Annotated in this window: 17 protein-coding genes; 4 read left to right on the forward strand and 13 right to left on the reverse strand. The window is 71.6% G+C overall.

Annotation, left to right across the window (positions count from 1 at the left end; translation table 11 throughout):
- Nucleotides 1-122 precede the first annotated feature (122 nt).
- Nucleotides 123-1,079 (reverse strand): alpha/beta hydrolase family protein, encoded by a 957-nt coding sequence (locus ACQPYA_RS19015; RefSeq protein ID WP_433528439.1) that lies wholly within the window; start codon nucleotides 1,077-1,079, stop codon nucleotides 123-125.
- Between the two features lie 58 nt (nucleotides 1,080-1,137).
- Here ACQPYA_RS19015 and ACQPYA_RS19020 point away from each other — a divergent pair, with 58 nt between their 5' ends.
- Complete coding sequence (locus ACQPYA_RS19020) at nucleotides 1,138-1,665, forward strand: helix-turn-helix domain-containing protein (protein ID WP_433528440.1); 528 nt, start codon at nucleotides 1,138-1,140, stop codon at nucleotides 1,663-1,665.
- Between the two features lie 43 nt (nucleotides 1,666-1,708).
- Nucleotides 1,709-2,578 (forward strand): oxygenase MpaB family protein, encoded by an 870-nt coding sequence (locus ACQPYA_RS19025; protein WP_433528441.1) that lies wholly within the window; start codon nucleotides 1,709-1,711, stop codon nucleotides 2,576-2,578.
- Nucleotides 2,579-2,627: 49 nt separating this feature from the next.
- Here ACQPYA_RS19025 and ACQPYA_RS19030 read toward each other — a convergent pair whose 3' ends face one another.
- Together ACQPYA_RS19030 and ACQPYA_RS19035 are read right to left on the reverse strand one after the other, a co-directional pair.
- Nucleotides 2,628-4,202, reverse strand: a complete 1,575-nt coding sequence (locus ACQPYA_RS19030; RefSeq protein ID WP_433528442.1) for a DUF4139 domain-containing protein — start codon at nucleotides 4,200-4,202, stop codon at nucleotides 2,628-2,630.
- Nucleotides 4,203-4,244: 42 nt separating this feature from the next.
- Nucleotides 4,245-4,628, reverse strand: a complete 384-nt coding sequence (locus ACQPYA_RS19035) for a winged helix-turn-helix transcriptional regulator (protein WP_433528443.1) — start codon at nucleotides 4,626-4,628, stop codon at nucleotides 4,245-4,247.
- 87 nt (nucleotides 4,629-4,715) lie between these two features.
- Between ACQPYA_RS19035 and ACQPYA_RS19040 the strand changes: the two genes are divergently transcribed.
- Complete coding sequence (locus ACQPYA_RS19040) at nucleotides 4,716-5,711, forward strand: zinc-dependent alcohol dehydrogenase family protein (protein ID WP_433528444.1); 996 nt, start codon at nucleotides 4,716-4,718, stop codon at nucleotides 5,709-5,711.
- 130 nt (nucleotides 5,712-5,841) lie between these two features.
- Here ACQPYA_RS19040 and ACQPYA_RS19045 read toward each other — a convergent pair whose 3' ends face one another.
- The 10 genes from ACQPYA_RS19045 to ACQPYA_RS19090 form a co-directional block, all read right to left on the reverse strand.
- Complete coding sequence (locus tag ACQPYA_RS19045; RefSeq protein ID WP_433528445.1) at nucleotides 5,842-6,102, reverse strand: superoxide dismutase; 261 nt, start codon at nucleotides 6,100-6,102, stop codon at nucleotides 5,842-5,844.
- Nucleotides 6,103-6,107: 5 nt separating this feature from the next.
- Nucleotides 6,108-6,722 (reverse strand): superoxide dismutase, encoded by a 615-nt coding sequence (locus tag ACQPYA_RS19050; protein WP_433528446.1) that lies wholly within the window; start codon nucleotides 6,720-6,722, stop codon nucleotides 6,108-6,110.
- A 203-nt stretch (nucleotides 6,723-6,925) separates the two neighbouring features.
- Nucleotides 6,926-7,702, reverse strand: a complete 777-nt coding sequence (locus tag ACQPYA_RS19055) for an enoyl-CoA hydratase (RefSeq protein WP_433528447.1) — start codon at nucleotides 7,700-7,702, stop codon at nucleotides 6,926-6,928.
- Entirely contained in the window at nucleotides 7,699-8,595 is an 897-nt protein-coding gene (gene mmsB, locus ACQPYA_RS19060; protein WP_433528448.1) for a 3-hydroxyisobutyrate dehydrogenase, read from the reverse strand. The genes ACQPYA_RS19055 and mmsB overlap by 4 nt, the downstream gene beginning before the upstream one ends.
- The gene (locus tag ACQPYA_RS19065; protein ID WP_433528449.1) at nucleotides 8,595-9,641 is read right to left on the reverse strand and encodes an enoyl-CoA hydratase/isomerase family protein; all 1,047 of its coding nucleotides are present in this window, start codon (nucleotides 9,639-9,641) and stop codon (nucleotides 8,595-8,597) included. Before ACQPYA_RS19065 ends, mmsB begins: the two co-directional genes overlap by 1 nt.
- Nucleotides 9,642-9,717: 76 nt before the next feature.
- Nucleotides 9,718-10,863, reverse strand: coding sequence for an acyl-CoA dehydrogenase family protein (locus ACQPYA_RS19070; protein WP_433528450.1), 1,146 nt, complete (start codon nucleotides 10,861-10,863; stop codon nucleotides 9,718-9,720).
- A gap of 7 nt (nucleotides 10,864-10,870) precedes the next feature.
- Nucleotides 10,871-12,370, reverse strand: coding sequence for a CoA-acylating methylmalonate-semialdehyde dehydrogenase (locus ACQPYA_RS19075; protein ID WP_433528451.1), 1,500 nt, complete (start codon nucleotides 12,368-12,370; stop codon nucleotides 10,871-10,873).
- Between the two features lie 94 nt (nucleotides 12,371-12,464).
- On the reverse strand, nucleotides 12,465-13,586 hold the full coding sequence (locus ACQPYA_RS19080) for a bifunctional 2-methylcitrate synthase/citrate synthase (RefSeq protein ID WP_433528452.1): 1,122 nt from the start codon (nucleotides 13,584-13,586) through the stop codon (nucleotides 12,465-12,467).
- 47 nt (nucleotides 13,587-13,633) lie between these two features.
- On the reverse strand, nucleotides 13,634-14,545 hold the full coding sequence (gene prpB / locus ACQPYA_RS19085) for a methylisocitrate lyase (protein ID WP_433528453.1): 912 nt from the start codon (nucleotides 14,543-14,545) through the stop codon (nucleotides 13,634-13,636).
- On the reverse strand, nucleotides 14,542-16,074 hold the full coding sequence (locus ACQPYA_RS19090; protein WP_433528454.1) for an MmgE/PrpD family protein: 1,533 nt from the start codon (nucleotides 16,072-16,074) through the stop codon (nucleotides 14,542-14,544). The genes prpB and ACQPYA_RS19090 overlap by 4 nt, the downstream gene beginning before the upstream one ends.
- A gap of 170 nt (nucleotides 16,075-16,244) precedes the next feature.
- Between ACQPYA_RS19090 and ACQPYA_RS19095 the strand changes: the two genes are divergently transcribed.
- Nucleotides 16,245-17,654, forward strand: a complete 1,410-nt coding sequence (locus ACQPYA_RS19095; RefSeq protein ID WP_433528455.1) for a short-chain fatty acyl-CoA regulator family protein — start codon at nucleotides 16,245-16,247, stop codon at nucleotides 17,652-17,654.
- The last annotated feature ends 218 nt before the right edge of the window (nucleotides 17,655-17,872 follow it).

Below are 17,872 nucleotides of genomic sequence, written 5' to 3' on the forward strand. Positions count from 1 at the left end.
CTGCCCGACGCTAGGTCCGTAGGTGGCGGGCCACAATGTGGGTTCCCGGCAATCTCGACCTCACGAGATGCCGTGCCGGGAGAGGCTGGCCGGACACGTCCCGGCACCGAATGACGGGGGCATCAACGCATGGCATCGCGTAGCCAGGTCGCGATGCCGGCGAGCAGGCCGGCGTCGACCGGCTGGCGGAACTGCCGTGGATAGGAGAACACCGAGGCGCGGCCCGGATCGCGGCGGAGCAGGTGGGTCAGGTCGGGGATGCGAAGGGTGTCGGCGTCCGGGACCAGTCGCTGGATGACGTCGAGGTCGTCCGGATCGACCTGGACGTCCTTGTCGCCGGTGACGGCCAGCAGCGGCACCCGTACCTTCGCCAGGTCGGCGCGCGGGTCGTGGTTCAGTTGCTCACGCCACCAGCGGGCGTTGATCCTGCTGCCGCCGATCCGGGCGGCATCGGTGGTGGTGGCCTCGACCTTGGCCAGTTGGCGGGCGGCGAGCCGGCGCAGGATCGGCAGCAGGGCACGGATCGGGCGGGGCAGGGTGGCGGCCAGCTTGGCGGCCTGCCAGTACAGGGCCTGCCGTCCGGGTCGGGCGTACCCGGCGATCATCACCACCGCCGCCGGCTGCACGTGGGCGCCCAGCCAGGCGGCGTGTACGGCGCCTTCGCTGTGCCCGATCACACCGGTCGCCCTGGCCAGCACCTCCGGGCGCTCGCGGAGCGCGCGCAGCGCCGCGGCCGCGTCGGCGCGGTTGTCGACGAATCCGACGGTGTGCCAGTCGCCGCGGGTCGCTCCGACGCCACGCCGGTCGTAGCGCAGCGAGGCGATGCCCTGTGCGGCGAGGGCCTGGGCCAGTGGCCGGCCGAGGTTCATCCGTAGCCGGCCTGCGTTGGATTCGCGGTCGAGTCGCCCGGAGCCGGGCAGGAACAGCGCCGCCGGGTGCGGGCCGGGGCCGGCCGGCAGGGTGAGCGTGCCCGCCAGGCCGAGGCCGTCGTCGGCGTACGCGGTCATCTCGATCTCCCGGATGTTGCCGGCGGGCACGGCGGACGTCGTCGGGTTCGGGGTCGTCTCTGGCCGGTTCATCCGCACCTCCATTGATCTCATGTTTGAGAACAATACCAGACTCGGTAATAATCGCGCCATGGCTACCTTGGATCTGCTGCTGCACCCCGTCCGGCTACGTATCGTGCAGGCGCTGCTGGACGGCCAGCCCAGCACGACCACGCAACTGCGCGACCGGCTCCCCGACATCGCACCGGCCACGATGTACCGGCACGTCGCGACGCTCGCCAGCGCCGGCGTGCTGGAGATCCTCGACGAACGGCGGGTGCGCGGGGCGGTCGAGCGCACCTACCGGCTGCGCCGCGAACACGCCGAGCTGGACCCGGCGGCCCGGGCGGCGATGACCCCCGACGACCACCGGCAGGTCTTCACCGCCTTCGTCGGCGGACTGCTCGCGGACTTCGACCGCTACCTCGCCGACGACGGCGTCCAGCCGGCCGCCGACGGGGTGACCTACCAGCAGGCGGCGCTCTGGCTCACCGACGACGAGCGGGCCGAGCTGCTGGTCGAGCTGCGAACAGCCGTCACCTCCCGGATGGGCCACGAGCCGGACAGCATCCGCAAGCGGTGGATGGTCACCCTGGTCGCGATGCCCTCCGATGACTGACCGGTCAGCTGCCTCCGCATCCGACGGCAGGAGACGCCCGCCGATGAGAGACCGTTACAAGAACCTGACGCGTACCCGCGCTCTGGATCCCGAGCAGGACTACCTGCCGATCTACCAGACGATGCTGCGCCACGAGTTCCCGTGGGACATGAAGCTCGGGCTCAACCTCGCCTTCAACCGGTCCTTCTCCATCCCGGCCATCGCCGCCGTGCACGTTGCCACCGGCGAGCTGACCCAACGCACCCAGAAGCGCATCGACGACACCGGCCTGCTGATGTACGAAATGGTGCTCAACGGCTTCGACCAGCCCCGCGGCCGAGACGCACTGAAACGCGTCAACCAGATCCACCGGCCGTACGACATCAGCAACGACGACTACCTCTACGTCCTCGGCTGCCTGGTCGTCATTCCCACCCGGTGGTTGCAGCAGTACGGCTGGCGCCGCCCCTGCTGCCACGAGCGACAGGCCACCCACCTCTACTACCGGGAGCTGGGCCGGCGGATGGGCATCACCGGCATCCCCGACTCTTACCAAGCGTTCGAGACCTGGTTCGACGCCCACGACGCGCTCCACCTACAGCCCAACGACGACGCCGCCGCCATCGAGCGGGCCACCCGCATGCTGATGCTCGCCCGCATCCCCAAACCCCTCGCCCCGCTCGGCAACGCCCTGGTCAGCGCCATGTACGACGAACCACTCCGGCGCGCGATGCGGGTCGACGCACCGGCCTGGCCGATCCGGGCCGGCCTGCACCTGGGGCTGAGGACGCGCTCCCGGCTCCAACGCTGGTTCGGAACGCCCCGAACCACGCCGTTGTTCGCCGACGGCATCAACACCAAGACCTACCCCGACGGATACGAGATCAGCCAGCTCGGCCCGCAACAAGACCACGCTCCGGGCCGGCGCGGATGAGAAGGCGACCGGCTTCGACGACCGACCACGGCGCGGCGGCCGGACCGCGCTACTCCCGCCAGCCGGTCAGCTCGACCCCCTTGGCCAGCTCCACCCGGAAACCCAGCGCGACCTCGCCGCTCTCGCCCGGCGCGAGCGACAGCCGCCAGGTCAGCTCGCCCAGCTCCGTACGCTCGACCGGCGGCGGCACCACGGTCGTCTCCCGCACCACCACCGCCTCATCGCGCGACACCGGGAGCTGATCACGCACCTCGACGGTCGCCGGGCGGAGCGTGTGGTTGCTGACGGTGATCCGGTACTCCACCTCCCGCCGGCGGGTCGACCCGAGCGTGGCCTTGGTCTCTGCGCGCCGCTGTAGGGTCCGCTCCACCCGCAGCCGGTCGTCCACCCCGAGCGCCAACTCGGTCTCCTCACCCGGCGCCCACATCGGCAGCCTGGTGGACGCGACGAAGTCGGCGCCGTGGAACACCGCCGCCGGGCCGGAGAGCAACGTGTGCTCCGACGTGTTGCGTACCGTGGCCCGCAGGTGCGCCTCGGCGACGCGGATCGGCGCGGTGACGTGGTCCAACCGGGCCGGCAGCGCCAGCACGGCGATGGTGGCCCGGTGCGCGCTGCCGTCGGCGGGCACCGCCACCGGCCGGGCCGGCCGGTAGGTGGCCGCGCTGACCCCCTGCTCGACCTCGGCGACGCGCTCCCGCAGCTTCGGACGGGCCGCCGCGGAACGGGCCGGGCCGCTGGCCGGCGCAGCGGCCGGCGCCGGCATCCCGGCCACCATCTCCGCCGACATCATCCGCGGGGGTGCCGGCTGGTGCCGGTCGAGATACCAGGGCGACAGTTCGGGTACGCCGGTCGTCGCCGCCGGCCGGGCGGTGGAAAGGTGCAGTTCGCACTCCGGCCAGTCCTCCCCGGTGCTCTGGCTGACCGTCCCGAACCAGGTGACCGTCACCGTGTCATCGACCAGCCGCAGATCGTAGGAGGGCTGCCACCGGGCCCCCTCCACCAGGTAGGTCAGCTCCAGCTCGACATCGGCGTCGTCGGCCTCCACTGCCACGATCACCTCGGCAGCCAGCCGGTCCGGCTCCCGCTTGCCGTGCGCGGCGTCGAGGTCGCGCCCGACCGCCTCCAGCTCCTCCGCCAGTTCGGTACGCCGACGGGCCAGAGCGCGCCGCCGGGCACGCGAGTCGGCGAGCTGAGCGGCCACCGAATCGGTGAAAGCGGCCACGTCGCTCGGCGCGGCGTCGCCGGCGGCCAGCGCGCGGGCGTACGTGCCGCCGGCCCGCTCGGCCAGCCGGGTGAGGAAATCCCCGCGCTGCTCCTCGATCCCGTCCGCGTCGTCGACCTCGGCCAGCTCGTCGGCCAACTCGCGACGGCGCTGCTCCAGACCGACGACCTGCGTGTCGGTGCTGCGGGCCTGCCGCCACGTGGTCACGTCCACGCCGAGCACGGTGGCCGCGCCCCGACCGCCGACCCGGACCGAGTCCCGCCGCAGGCCGAGCGGGAGCGGCGCGACGCGTACCCGGTGCTGACCGGCCGCCAGCCGGGTGCCGCCGCGCCGGGTGACCCGGGCCCGGTCCGGATAGACGGTGACGCCGACGACGGGTGCATCGATTTCCGCAGTGTCCACGGCGGCGAGGGTAGCCGAATCGAGACTCACGTCACCGCCGGCTCAACCCGCTGGGCGGGCCCGCGCAGAAGTGGCGGCCTCCGCCGCCTCCTGGAAGTCGGCGATGGCCCCGCCGTGCTCTCTCGCCCAACTCGTCAGGATCTCGATGGGCCCGACGAGGGTCGAGCCGAGGCCGGTGAGGCGGTACTCGATTCGCCGTGGCGCTTCGGCATGGCGTTCGACCAGGCCGTACTGCTGGAGCCGGCGCAGCGTCTGGGTGAGGACCTTGCGCGAGATGCCGCCGATCAGCTCGACGAGTTCACCGTGGCGGCGCGGCTGCTGACTGAGCCCGAAGATCACGAGAACGGCCCACTTGTCGGAGATGATCTCGACCGCCAGGCGTGTGGGGCAGTCGGCGAGGAAGGATGGCCCAGCCGCGTTCTGCATGAAAAACGAAGGTACCAGGAGGTAACTCACGGCTCCGTAACGTCCTCCGCGAGCAACGAAACCAGCATCGGATGCGGAGGAGTCACCATGCCACGAGTTGTCGTGTTCGACGAGTTCGGTGGGCCGGATGTCCTGCACCTCGTCGAGAAGCCGGTCGTCGAGCCCGCAGCCGGCGAGGTACGGGTCAGGATCGAAGCGTTCGCCGTCAACCCGCTCGACCAGATGATGCGTTCCGGCGCCCTGCCGGTGACCATCCCCGCGCCACACGCCCGCCTCGGCGTCGAGGGAACCGGCGTCGTCGACGCGCTCGGCCCCGAGGTCGCCGGACTGGAGATCGGCGATCCGGTCATCCTCACGGCCATCCCGGACGCCACCGTCCGGGGTAGCTACGCCGAATACACCACGCTCCCCGCGAACCGGGTCATCCCCCGCCCGACCGGGCTCGGCAGCACGGAGGCGGCGGCGATCTGGGTCGCCTACTCCACCGCCTACGGCGCGCTCGTCGAAAAGGCGAGGATGCAGCCCGGTGACCACGTCCTCGTCACTGCCGCGTCCGGCAGCGTCGGCCGGGCAGCGATGCAGATCGCCAATCAGATCGGCGCGGCGCCGATCGCCATCACCCGGCACACCGCGAAGCAGGACGACCTGCTCGCCGCCGGCGCCACCGCGGTCGTCGCCACCGACCAGGCGGACGTCGTCGAGGCCGTCCGCCACCACACCGACGGGGCCGGCGCCGACATCGTCCTCGACCTTGTCATGGGCCCCGGCCAGCCGGATCTCCTGAGGGCGGCCCGTCCCGGCGGGACGCTGGTCGCCGCGGGTTTCCTGGACCCTCGCCCCACGCCGTTCCCGGCGGGCACGCCGCTCACGATCTTCAGCTACCGGAGCTTCGAGCACACCGTCGACCCCGTCGTGGTGCGGCGCATGGCGGCCTTCCTGGACGCCGGTGTACGCCTCGGTGCGCTGCGGCCCGCCATCGACACGGTGTTCCCCCTCGACAACATCGCCGAGGCACACCACCACCTCGAAAAGGGGCTCCACGCCGGAAGGAAGATCGTCGTCACGCCCTGGTTCGATCGTTAACCTGCCCGGCTTGGGCGGGGATCATCGCGAGCTACGCGTGGTGGGCGTCGGTCGGGTCGGTTCGCGTTTCGGTCGGGCCCACCGGCACGTCGGATGTGCCGGTGGGCCCGACGGGGTGACGACCGCCAGGTCAGGCCCCGGGCGGTGTGGCGGTGGCGGCGACGAGCAGGGACAGCTCTCGGACGAGATCGTCCATGGACTGGCCGCTCTGCGCCCGCAGCAGCCCGAGGCTCAGGTCGGCCAGGAGGTAGAAGCCGAGGGTCTTGGCGTGCTCGGAGCCGAACGCCGACATGAGTTCCTCGGCTCCGGCGAGGTCACCGCGATGCTTGGCAGCGATGACCCCGGCAGCACGTTGGACCAGTTCCGCGGCGGCCGGGATAGGGCCGGTCACGCCGGTCAGATCTTCGGGCCGGTGGCGCGGGCGGCGTCGAAGCGAGCGATCACGTCGGACCAGTTGACCAGATTCCACAGCCGGTCCACATAGTCCGGGCGAACGTTCCTGTATTGCAGGTAGTAGGCGTGCTCCCAGGCGTCGAAGACCAGCAGCGGGGTGGAGCCCTGCCCGACGTTGCCGTGGTGGTCGTACACCTGCTCCACGATCAGCCGCTGCGCCAGCGGCTCCCAGGCCAGCACGCCCCAGCCGGAGCCCTGCACCCCCTTGGTGGCGGCGGAGAGCTGCCCGGCGAACGCGTCGAAGGAGCCGAAGTGCTCCTCGATGGCCGCGGCCAGTTCACCGTCGGGACGGTCGCCGCCGTCCGGAGAGAGGTTGCCCCAGAAGATCGTGTGCAGCACGTGACCGGAGAGGTTGAACGCGTACGTCTTCTCCAGGCCGACCAGCGTCGAGAAGTCGCCCTTGGCCCGGGCCTCGGCGAGCTGCTCCAGGCCGTCGTTCGCGCCCTTGACGTACGCGGCGTGGTGCTTGTCGTGGTGCAGCTCCAGGATCTGCCCCGACATGGCCGGCTCCAGCGCGCCGTAGTCGTAGGGCAGATCGGGCAGGGTGTAGACCGCCATCAGAACTCCTCCAGGGTTACTGCCAAGATGATGCTCTTGCCACTATCTTGCAACAGAGCGGCGCGTGCACGCTGAGGAGTGGGCAGGCGTGGCCGGCAACAGCAGGTGCGCGCCCTCGCCGAACACCGCCGCGCCGGTGCCGGAGTACGGCTACGCGTACCGTTGAGCCGCAACCGGAGCCTGCGGCGGGCGGCTGCTCGGTCCTACCGGTCCGTGAAGTGTGGCGGACGTTTGGCGATGAAGGCGGCCATGCCCTCGCTCTGGTCGTCGGTGGCGAAGGTGGCATGGAACAGTCGACGCTCGTGCAGCAGCCCCTCGGCCAGGGAAACCTCGAAGGATCGGTTGACCGCCTCCTTGACCATCCGGGCGGCTGGCGCGGACATGCTGGCGATCCGGCTGGCGACCTGGATCGCCTGCTCGCGCAGTTGCGCGGCGGGGACGACCCGGGAGACCAGGCCGGCGCGTTCGGCCTCCTCAGCGGTGATCGTCCGCCCGGTCAGGCACAGGTCCATGGCCTTGGCCTTGCCGATGGCCCGGGTCAGGCGCTGCGAACCGCCCATCCCGGGAATGACTCCGAGGGTGATCTCCGGTTGACCGAAGCGTGCGGTGTCGGCGGCGATGAGGATGTCGCACATCATCGCCAGTTCGCAGCCGCCGCCCAGCGCGTAGCCGGCGACGGCGGCGACCAGCGGGGTGCGTACGGCGCTCAGCGCCGACCAGCCGCCGAACCAGTCGGCGGCGTACATCTCGCTGTAGCTGCGTCCGGCCATCTCCTTGATGTCGGCGCCGGCCGCGAACGCCTTGGCCGAGCCGGTGATGATGATGGCCTTGACGGCGGCGGCGGCGTCCAGCGCCGCGGTGGCTGCGGTGAGGTCCCGCATGACCTGAAGTGACAGCGCGTTGAGGGCCTGCGGCCGGTTGAGCGTGACGATCGCGATGCCGTCGTGCTCGGTGTCGACCAGGATCGTCCCGTCGCTCATGCGGTGGCCTCCGGTGCGCTCGTTCGGGTGGCGAGGGCGGTGATGATCGCCGAGAAGTCCAGGTCGCCGTTGCCGGTGGCGACGAACTCGTCGTAGAGGGCGGCCGCGGCCGCCCCGAGTGGGCTGTCGACGTCCGCCCGCTGCGCGCTGGTCCGGGCCAGGTGGAGGTCCTTGCGCATCAGCACGGCGGAGAACCCGCCCCGGTAGTCGCGGTTGGCCGGGCTGGTCGGCACCGGTCCGGGGACCGGGCAGTAGCTGGTCAGCGCCCAGCACTGGGCGGACGAGGTCGACGCGACATCGAACAGCGCCTGGTCGCTGAGGCCGAGGGAGCGGCCGAGCAGGAATGCCTCGGACACGGCGATCATCGAGATGCCGAGCACCATGTTGTTGCAGATCTTCGCGGCCTGGCCGGCGCCGGCCGGACCGCAGTGAATGATCCGGGACCCCATCGCGTCGAGCAGCGGACGGGCCCGCTCCAGCGCGGCGGCGTCGCCACCGACCATGAAGGTGAGGGTGCCGGCGGTGGCACCGGCCACGCCGCCGGACACCGGGGCGTCCAGTGGCGCGAAGCCTGCGTCGGCGGCCCGGGCGGCGACCGCCTGCGCGTCGCTGACGGCGACGGTGGAGCAGTCCAGCAGTAGCGCGTTGGGCTCGGCGGCGGCGAGCACCGCGGCGTAGCAGTCGGCCAGGTGCTGTCCCGTCGGAAGCATGGTGATCACTGCGTCGGCGCCGCGCACCGCCGCCGCGACGCTCTCGGCCAGGACGACGTCGCTGGCGGTCGCCCGCTCGGCGGCAGCCGGCGCCGGGTCGTAGCCGACGACCCGATGGCCGGCGGCGACGAGATTGGCTGCCATCGGGCCACCCATGTTGCCCAGCCCCAGGAACGCGATCATCAGTATCCCTCCACGGTCAGGTCCGGCGGGTTCTCGATCGGAGCGAAACAGGCGTCCACGAGCCCTGGTGGCACGTCGGCGATCGCCGGCGGCTGCCAGCGGGGCCGGCGGTCCTTGTCGATGATCTGGGCGCGGACGCCCTCGGCGAGGTCGGGTAGGCGCAGCAGCGCGGCGGAGAGCCGGTACTCCTGCGCCAGCGCCGCCGGCAGGTCGGGCAGGTTCGCGGCGCTGCGCAGCGATCGGAGCGTGACGGCCAGCGCGATGGGCGACCGGCTGGCAATCACCTTGGCGGCGGCGCGCGCGTCGGGCGAGCGGTGGCGGGCGAGCCGCGCGGCGATCTCCTCGACCGACTCCCCCGCGTAGCACGCATCGATCCAGTCCCGAGCGGCGGCGAGTTCGCCCGGGGGCGGGGTTGCGGCGAACGAGGCGACGGCACCGGCGGCGTCCCTGCGGGCCAACGCCAGGGTCAGCATCGGCAGCCGCCCGGTAGGGACGTAGTGGTCGGCGAGGCCGGCGGCGATGGCGTCGGCGGCGCCGATCGGGGTGCCGGTCAGGGCGAGGTGGGTGCCGAGGTGGCCGGGCGCGTGGGAGAGCAGCCACGATCCGCCGACGTCGGGATGGAAGCCGATGCCCACTTCCGGCATCGCCAGCCGGGAACGTTCGGTCACCACCCGCACCGAGGCATGGCCGGAGATGCCGATCCCACCGCCCATGACCAGCCCGTCCATCCAGGCCACGATGGGTTTGGGATAGGCGGCGATGGTGGCGTTGAGCCGGTACTCGTCGGCCCAGAAGTCCAGCGAGCCGGTCCCGCCGGAGACGGCGTCGGCGTGGATGGCGCGGATGTCACCGCCAGCGCAGAGGCCGCGGCCACCGGCGCCGGTGATCAGGACGGTACGGACGCGGTCCGAGGCCGCCCAGAGGGCCAGGGTACGGCGGATGATGGTGACCATCTCCGCGGTGAGGGCGTTGATCGCGGCCGGCCGGTTCAGGGTCAGGTGCCCGAGGTGTCCGGTCAGCCGGGCGATGACCGGTGGCGCGCTCATGCCGGCGCTCCGCTTCGCTGCGTGCCGGCATGAGGCACCTTCGCACCGAGCCTGATGGTTCGCTCGCTCCGCGCGCTCATGCCGCGGCCCGTTCGTCGAGCAGGGTGCGGGCGATGATCAGCCGCATGATCTCGTTGGTCCCTTCGAGGATCTGGTGCACACGCAGGTCGCGGACAATCTTCTCGATGCCGGTCTCGCTGAGGTAGCCGTACCCGCCGTGCAGTTGCAGGGCGGTGTTGGCGACGTCGAATCCGGTGTCGGTGGCCAGCCGTTTCGCCATGGCACAGCTGGCGGTGGCGTGCGGGTCGCCACGGTCGAGCGCGTCGGCGGCCTGGTGCAGCAGCAGCCGGGCCGCGGTGAGCAGGGTGTGGGCGTCCGCGACGCGGAACCGCAGGGCCTGTGCCTGGGCGAGTGGGGCGCCGAAGGCGGGCCGGTCGCGCAGGTAGGTCGTGGCGCGTTCCAGGGCGTACTGGGCGCCGCCGAGGGAACACGCGCCGATGTTGAGCCGCCCGCCGTCGAGGGCGGCCATCGCGATGGCGAAGCCGCCGTTCTCGGCGCCGAGCAGCGCAGTCTCGGGCAGCCGGACGCCGTCGAGGATCACCTGCCGGGTGGGCTGCGCATTCCAACCCATCTTGGCCTCGTTCGGGCCGAAGGCCAGCCCGGGGGTGCCGGCGTCGACGAGGAACGCCGAGATGCCCTTCGGACCCGGCGCGCCGGTGCGGGCGAAGACCACGTACAGGCCCGCCGCGCCCGCGCCGGAGATGAACTGCTTCACCCCGTCGAGCACCCACACGTCGCCGTCGCGGCGGGCCGTGCTGCCGACCGAGGCGGCGTCGCTGCCGGCCTGAGGTTCGGTCAGGCAGTACGCGCCCAGCGTCTGCATCGTGCACAGGCGGGGCAGGTGGGCGGCCTGCTGGGCAGGGGTGCCGTGCCGGTCCACCATCGCCGCGACCATGTTGTGGATCGAGGTGTAGGCGGCCAGCGATGGGCATCCGGTGGCGAGCGCCTCGAAGACGACGACGCCATCCAGGCGCCCGAGGCCGCTGCCGCCGTGGCGCTCGCCGACGTACACCCCGCCCAGTCCCAGCTCGGCGGCCTTGCGTAACACGTCGACCGGAAAGTGCTTGTCCCGGTCCCAGCCCACGGCGTGCGGTGCCAGGTGGGTGGCGGCGAAGTCGGCGACGGTCGCGCGCAACGCGACCTGTTCGTCGGTCAGCTGCACGTCGGCCTCAGCTCATCGTGGGGATCACGAAGCTGGCGCCGTCACGCACGCCGTGGGACAGCCACCGCGAGGTGACGGTCTTGGTACGGGTGTGGAAGCGGATCGAGTCGGGGCCGTGCTGGTTGAGGTCGCCGAAGCCGGATGCCTTCCAGCCGCCGAAGGTGTGGTAGGCGATCGGCACCGGGATCGGCACGTTGACGCCGACCATGCCGACCTGCACCCGCTGGGCGAAGTCACGGGCGGTGTCACCGTCCCGGGTGAAGACCGACACCCCGTTGCCGTACGGATGCTCGTCGCACAACCGGACCGCCGACTCGTAGTCCGCCACCCGGGCGACGCAGAGCACCGGCCCGAAGATCTCCTCGCGGTAGATCGACATCTGCGGGGTCACCCGGTCGAAGAGCGACGGCCCGAGGTAGAAACCCTCCGGATGGCTGCCCACGGTCCGGCCACGGCCGTCGAGGACGAGTTGCGCTCCCTCGGCCACACCGGCCGCGATGTAGTCGGTGACCCGCTGCCGGGCCGCGTCGGTGACCAGGGGGCCGAAGTCGGCTTCCGGGTCGTGCGCGGCACCGACCCGCAGCCCGCCGAGCCGGTCGGTGAGGCGGGCGATCAGCGCGTCGGCGGTGGCCTGCCCCACCGGCACCGCCACCGAGACCGCCATGCAGCGTTGCCCGGCGGAGCCGTACGCGGCGCCGACCAGGGCGTCGACGACCTGGTCGAGGTCGGCGTCGGGCATCACCACGGCGTGGTTCTTCGCACCACCGAAACACTGCGCGCGCTTGCCGTGGGCGGTGGCCGTCGCATAGACGTGTCGCGCGGCAGCCGAGGAGCCGACGAATCCCACCGCCTGCACCCGTGGGTCGGTCAGCAGCGGTGCGGCGGCTTCGCTGTCGCCGTTGACCACGTTGAACACGCCGGGTGGGCCACCGGCGGCGACGAACAGTTCGGCCAGCCGCAGCGGCACCGACGGGGTCCGCTCGCTGGGCTTGAGGATGAAGGCGTTACCGCAGGCCAGCGCGGGCGCGGACTGCCACAGTGGGATCATCGCCGGGAAGTTGAACGGGGTGATGCCCGCGACGACGCCCAGCGGTTGCCGCATCGAGTAGACGTCGATGCCGGTGCCGGCCGAATCGGTGTACTCGCCCTTGAGCAGGTGTGGCACGCCGATCGCGAACTCGACCACCTCCAGGCCGCGCTGGATGTCGCCGTGCGCGTCGGGGATGGTCTTGCCGTGCTCGGCGGAGAGCAGTGCCGCGAGGTCGCCGGCTTCCTGTCGGATGAGTGCCAGCCAGCGGATCAGGACGCGGGCCCGGCGCTGCGGGTTGGTGGCGGCCCAGCCCGGCTGGGCGGCGACCGCGTCGGCCAGGGCGGCGTCGACCTCGCCGGCCGAGGCCATCGGCACCTGCCGGGCGACCTGTCCGGTGCTGGGGTCGTACACGTCGCCGAACCGGCCGGTGGTCCCGGCGACGCGTCTGCCGGCGATGAAGTGGGTGAGCTGTGCCATGGCGTCTCCTGATGGGAAACGGACATCGGGGTCCTGGTGGGACGGCGGACGTCGGGGGTCTCTTGTGGTCGGCGGCGGGCCGGCCGCGGTCGGGTCAGGCCGGCACGGGACGCTGCTGCGGGCCGGTGTAGGCGCTCAGCGGGCGGATGAGCACGTTGGCGTCGAGCTGCTCGACGATGTGGGCGGTCCAGCCGGTGATCCGGCTCATCACAAAGATCGGGGTGAAGGCCGGGGTGTCGAAACCCATCAGGTGGTATGCCAGCGCGGAGGGGTAGTCGAGGTTGGGGTGGATCCCCTTGCGGTCGAGCATCGCGCGCTGGAGCCTGGTGTACACCTCGGCGATCCGGCGGATTCGGTCGTCGGCACGGGTGGCGACGAGCGTGTCCAGGGCCGCCTGCATGATCGGCACACGGGAGTCGCCGTTCTTGTAGACCCGATGCCCGAATCCCATGATCTTCTGCTTGGTGGCGAGGGCCTCGTCCAGCCAGGACTCCACCCGGTCCGGGTCGTCGATGGCGACGAGCATGTGCATGACGGCCTCGTTCGCGCCCCCGTGCAGCGGTCCCTTGAGCGCGCCGATCGCGCCGGTGACCGCGCTGTAGAGGTCGGACAGCGTCGAGGTGATCACCCGGGCGGCGAAGGTGGAGGCGTTGAAGCTGTGCTCGGCGTACAGGATCATCGTGGTCTCGAAGGCGCGGACCATGTCGGCCGGCGGCACCTCGCCGAAGCACATCCGGAAGAAGTTCTCCGCGTAGCCGAGGGCCGGGTCGGGCGGGATCGGGTCCTGGCCACGGCGGCGGCGCAGGTCGAGGGCGACCACGGTGGGGAGCTTGGCGAACAGCGACAGCGCCTTGGCCTGGTTGGCCGCGCGGTCGGTGTGCTCCTCGGTCGGGTCCTGGGCGCCGAGGTAGGAGACCGCGGTGCGGAGCACGTCCATCGGGTGGCAGGTCTCGGGGAGCTTGCGCAGCAGTTCCTGCCCGGTACGGTCCAGGGAACGCTGGGCGGCCTCGGTGGCGCGGAAGTCGGCCAGCTGGGTGGCGTCGGGCAGCTCGCCGTGCCACAGCAGGTAGGCGACCTCCTCCCAGGTGCGGGCGGCGGCGAGGTCCTGGACGGGGTAGCCGCCGTAGGTCAGCGAGTTGGTCTCGCTGATCACGGTGGAGATGGCGGTGGTGTCGACCACGACGCCGGCCAGGCCGCGATGGATGTCGGTGCTCACGGTGTCGTCCTCCGTGCTTCAAGGTGGATCGTGGGCGGGTTCGCCGGTCAGGCGTCGGGTGGCAGGGTGAACCCGGCGATGTCGGCGTCGAGGCGGCCGTACCCGTCGTAGTCGATGACCTCGTAGAGCCGGGAGCGGGTCATCATCGTGTCGAGCAGTCCGGTGGCAGTGCCGTCGGCGGCGAGCCGACGCAGGCCGGCCTCGACCGCGCCCATCGCCAGACGCAGCGTGGTCACCGGGTAGATGACCAGGTTGTAGCCGAGGTCCCGCAGCTGGTCGGCGTCGAGGCTCGGGCCCTTGCCGAACTCGGTCATGTTCGCCAGCAGCGGCACGTCGAGGGCGGCCCGGAAGGCGGCGAACTCCGCCTCGTCGGCCAGCGCCTCCGGGAAGATCGCGTCCGCTCCGGCGTCGACGTACGCCTTCGCCCGCGCGATCGCGCCGGCCAGGCCCTCGACACCGCGGGCGTCCGTCCGGGCCATGATCAGGAAGTCGGGGTCGCGGCGCGCGGTCACGGCGGCCCGCAGCCGGCGCACCATGTCCTGCGGGGGAATGAGCGCCTTACCGTCCAGGTGTCCGCAACGTTTCGGGTTGACCTGGTCCTCCAGGTGGCAGCCGGCCAGCCCGGCGTCCTCCAGCCGCTGGACGGTGCGGGCCGCGTTCAGCGGTTCGCCGAAGCCGGTGTCGGCGTCGACCAGCGCCGGCAGGTCGGTGCTGGCGGCGATGTCGGCGGCCCAGCCGGCAACCTCACTCAACGTGGTCAGCCCGATGTCCGGCAGTCCGGCGGCGGCCGACAGCGCCCCGCCGGAGACGTACACCCCCTCGAATCCGGTCTGCTGCACCAGGCGGGCGGTCAGCGGATTGAACGCGCCCGGCAGCCGCAGCAGTTTCCCGCTGGCCAGGCCGGCGCGGAGGGCCGCCCGTTTGGCGGCGGCGCTGGTGCGGGCGTACAGGTAGGTCATCGGAAGATCCCTCCGGGCAGGGCGGCGTCGGCGCGCGCGATCGCCGCATGGTCGACCGTGGGGAACAACGCCGGGAGTTCCCCGGGGGTGAGGTCGGCGAGCCGGGCGGCGGCGTCCAGGAACGTGCGCTGGGCCCCGGCGGAGACGATGCCGTCGGCGAGGGTGGTGAACTTGCGGACGTAGGCCGGACGGTCGAAGGGCCGCGCACCGGCCGGGTGGGCGTCGGCCAGGGCGAGGGAGTCCTCCAGCACGGTGCCGTCGACGAGGGTGATCACCAGCCGCCCGCCGAACGCCTTCTGGGCCGGGTCCGGGCTGTGGTAGCGGCGGGTCCACTCCGGGTCCTCGACCGTGGTGATCTTTCGCCAGAGGGCCACGGTGTCGGGGCGGCCGGCCCGCTGCGGATCGTACGAGCCGATGTGGTGCCACGCGCCGTCCTGCAACGCCACCGCCAGGATGTAGGGGATGGAGTGGTCCAGCGTCTCCCGGCTCGCCGTCGGGTCGTACTTCTGCGGGTCGTTCGCCCCCGAGCCGATCACGTGGTGGGTGTGGTGGCTGGTGTGCAGGACGATCGACCCGATCCGGTCCACCCCCGCGGCGGTGTCGATGCCGGGCAGTCTCCCCCGCATCGCCCGGGCGAGATCGATCAGCGCCTGGGCCTGGTACTCGGCAGAGTGCTCCTTGGTGTAGGTGCGCAGGATGCCGCGTAGCGGCTCGCCAGGTACCGGCAGCGGCACCGTGTACGCCGCGTCCGGGCCGTCCAGCAGCCAGGCGACGAAGCCGTCCGCACCCTCGTAGATGGGCGCTGGCGCGCCCTCCCCCCGCATCGCGCGGTCGATCGCCTCGATCGCCGCCTTGCCGGCGAACGCGGGCGCGAACGCCTTCCACGACGAGATCTCACCCTTGCGGGACTGCCGAGTGGCCGTGGTGGTGTGCACCGCCTGGCCGATGGCCTGGTAAACCACCTCGGTGGGCAGGCGCAGCAGCGCGCCCAGTCCGCAGGCGGTCGCCGCGCCCAGATGCGCCACATGATCGATTTTGTGCTTGTGCAGGCAGATCCCGGTGACCAGAGCCACATGCACCTCGTAGGCGACCAACAGGCCGCGCAGCAGGTCCGCGCCGCTGGCGCCGGTGTGCTGGGCGACCGCGAGCAGCGGCGGGATGTTATCTCCCGGGTGGGAGTAGTCCGCCGCCAGGTATGTGTCGTGGAAGTCCAGCTCACGCACGGCTGTGCCGTTGGCCCAGGCCGCCCACTCCGGCGACACCCGCGCCACGGGATCGGCACCGAAGATCGAGGCGCCGGGCGCCGCGGTGTGTGGGCGGGCCTGCGCTCGGGCCACCGACACCGGACGCCGCGACAGCGACGCCATCGCCACCGCCGCGTTGTCGATCACCCGGTTGGCGGCCATCGCCGCCGCGTCCGCGTCCACCGGGGCGCTCGCGGTGGCCAGCTCGGCCAGCGCCCAGGCGAGTTGCCGGTCGCGGGGCAGCCGTTCCGCACTGGGCGATACGCGTACGAGGTGATCGATCAACGGGGGCTCCTCGGGCTCGGCGGTCACCCCGTCAGGTTCACGCGCCCCGGTGGTCCGCGTCGAGGCCCGGAAGATGCGTACTTTCCACCCCGGCCCCAGTGGAATTGCAAAAGTTGCAAACTTTGCAAGTGTTATATTCACACCTGGTTGACGGAACGAGGAGGTGCAGCGTGGCGGCCGGAAAGAAGCTCTACGCGCACACCAAGCTGCGTCGGCTGCGCCGCGAGCACGGCCTCACCCAGGCCGAACTCGCGCGCCGCCTCGACATCTCCACCAGCTACCTCAACCAGATCGAGAACAACCAACGCACCCTCACCGCCGCGATCCTGTTACGCCTGGCCCGAGTGCTCGGCGTGGACCCGGAGCACTTCGCCGACACGGACGCGGAGCGGCTCGGCGCCGACGTGCGGACGGCCCTGGCCGACGAAGCCAGCGGCACGGCGGTCGACCCTGGGGAGATCATCGAACTCGTCCGCGACTACCCGGCCGCCGCCCGCGCCCTGGTCGCCCTCCACCAGCGTTACCAGGACGCCGCCGCCCGGGTCGCCGCCCTCGCCGGACCGACCGACCTCCCGCCGGTACTCGGTGAACCACACGACGCGGTACGCGACTTCTTCTACGAGCACTACAACTACTTCGACCCGCTGGACACCGCCGCCGAACTGCTCGCCAGCCAGCTCCGGCTCACACCCGCCCGAGCCGTCGACACGCTCAGCCAACACCTGCTCGACCAGCACGGCGTCCGGGTGGCCGTCACACCTCCCGCCGCCAACACCGAGGTACGCAGATTCGACCCGGAAAGCCGCGTGCTCTACCTGGCCGCCAACTACACCGACGGCCAGCGCGCCTTCCAACTCGCCACCCAGCTCGCGTTCCTCGAACACGGCGACCTGATCAGCAAACTGGCGACCGGTCTTGGGCGATCCTCGGCCACGGCGCTGGCCCACATCGGCCTCGGCAACTACTACGCCGGAGCGCTACTCATGCCGTACGGCGACTTCCACGGCCGGGCAACCGAGCTACGCTACGACGTCGAACTGCTCGCCGGGCACTACGGCGTCAGCTTCGAGACCGCCTGCCACCGGCTCAGTACCCTGCAACGCCCGACACTGCGCGGCGTACCCTTCTCGTTCCTCCGTGTCGACCGCGCCGGCAACATCTCCAAACGGCAGTCCGCGACCGACTTCCACTTCTCCCGCCTCGGCGGCACCTGTCCCCTCTGGATCATCTACGAGGCGTTCGCCGCCCCTGGACGAATTCTCACCCAGGTCGCCGAGATGCCCGACGGCAAGCGCTACTTCTGGCTCGCCCGCACCATCACCCACGGCGGACGCGGCCACCACAGCCCGCGCAGCACCTTCGCCGTCGCGCTCGGCTGCGAGCTTCGCCACGCCCAGCGCCTCGTCTACAGCGACGGCCTCGCGCTCGACGACCCGCGTACCGCCACTCCGATCGGCCTGGGCTGCCGCATCTGCGAACGCCGCGACTGCGCCCAACGCGCCCGGCCCCCCGCCGCCGGCCGCCTGGTCGTCGACGAGAACCGGCGCACCGTGATCCCGTACGCGGTGGACCGCCGATAGCGGATGCTGCGGGTCCCGCCTGCCCGAAAAATGAGGCCGCCTGATCGTCATCAAGAGTTCATCCGCCGATCGGCAATCGGGGGGACCGCCGCGCCGGGCAGGCTGAACTGCGATTTTGCCGGGTTCTGACCAATCACCGGGGCCGGGGCCGACGGTTTCCCGCGATTAGCATCGGGGGTGGCCGCGTCGTGAGCTGGTTACCGCCCGAGGAGGACCAC

The sequence above is a fragment of the Micromonospora sp. CA-263727 genome (genome assembly GCF_050942455.1).
Lineage (GTDB): Bacteria > Actinomycetota > Actinomycetes > Mycobacteriales > Micromonosporaceae > Micromonospora.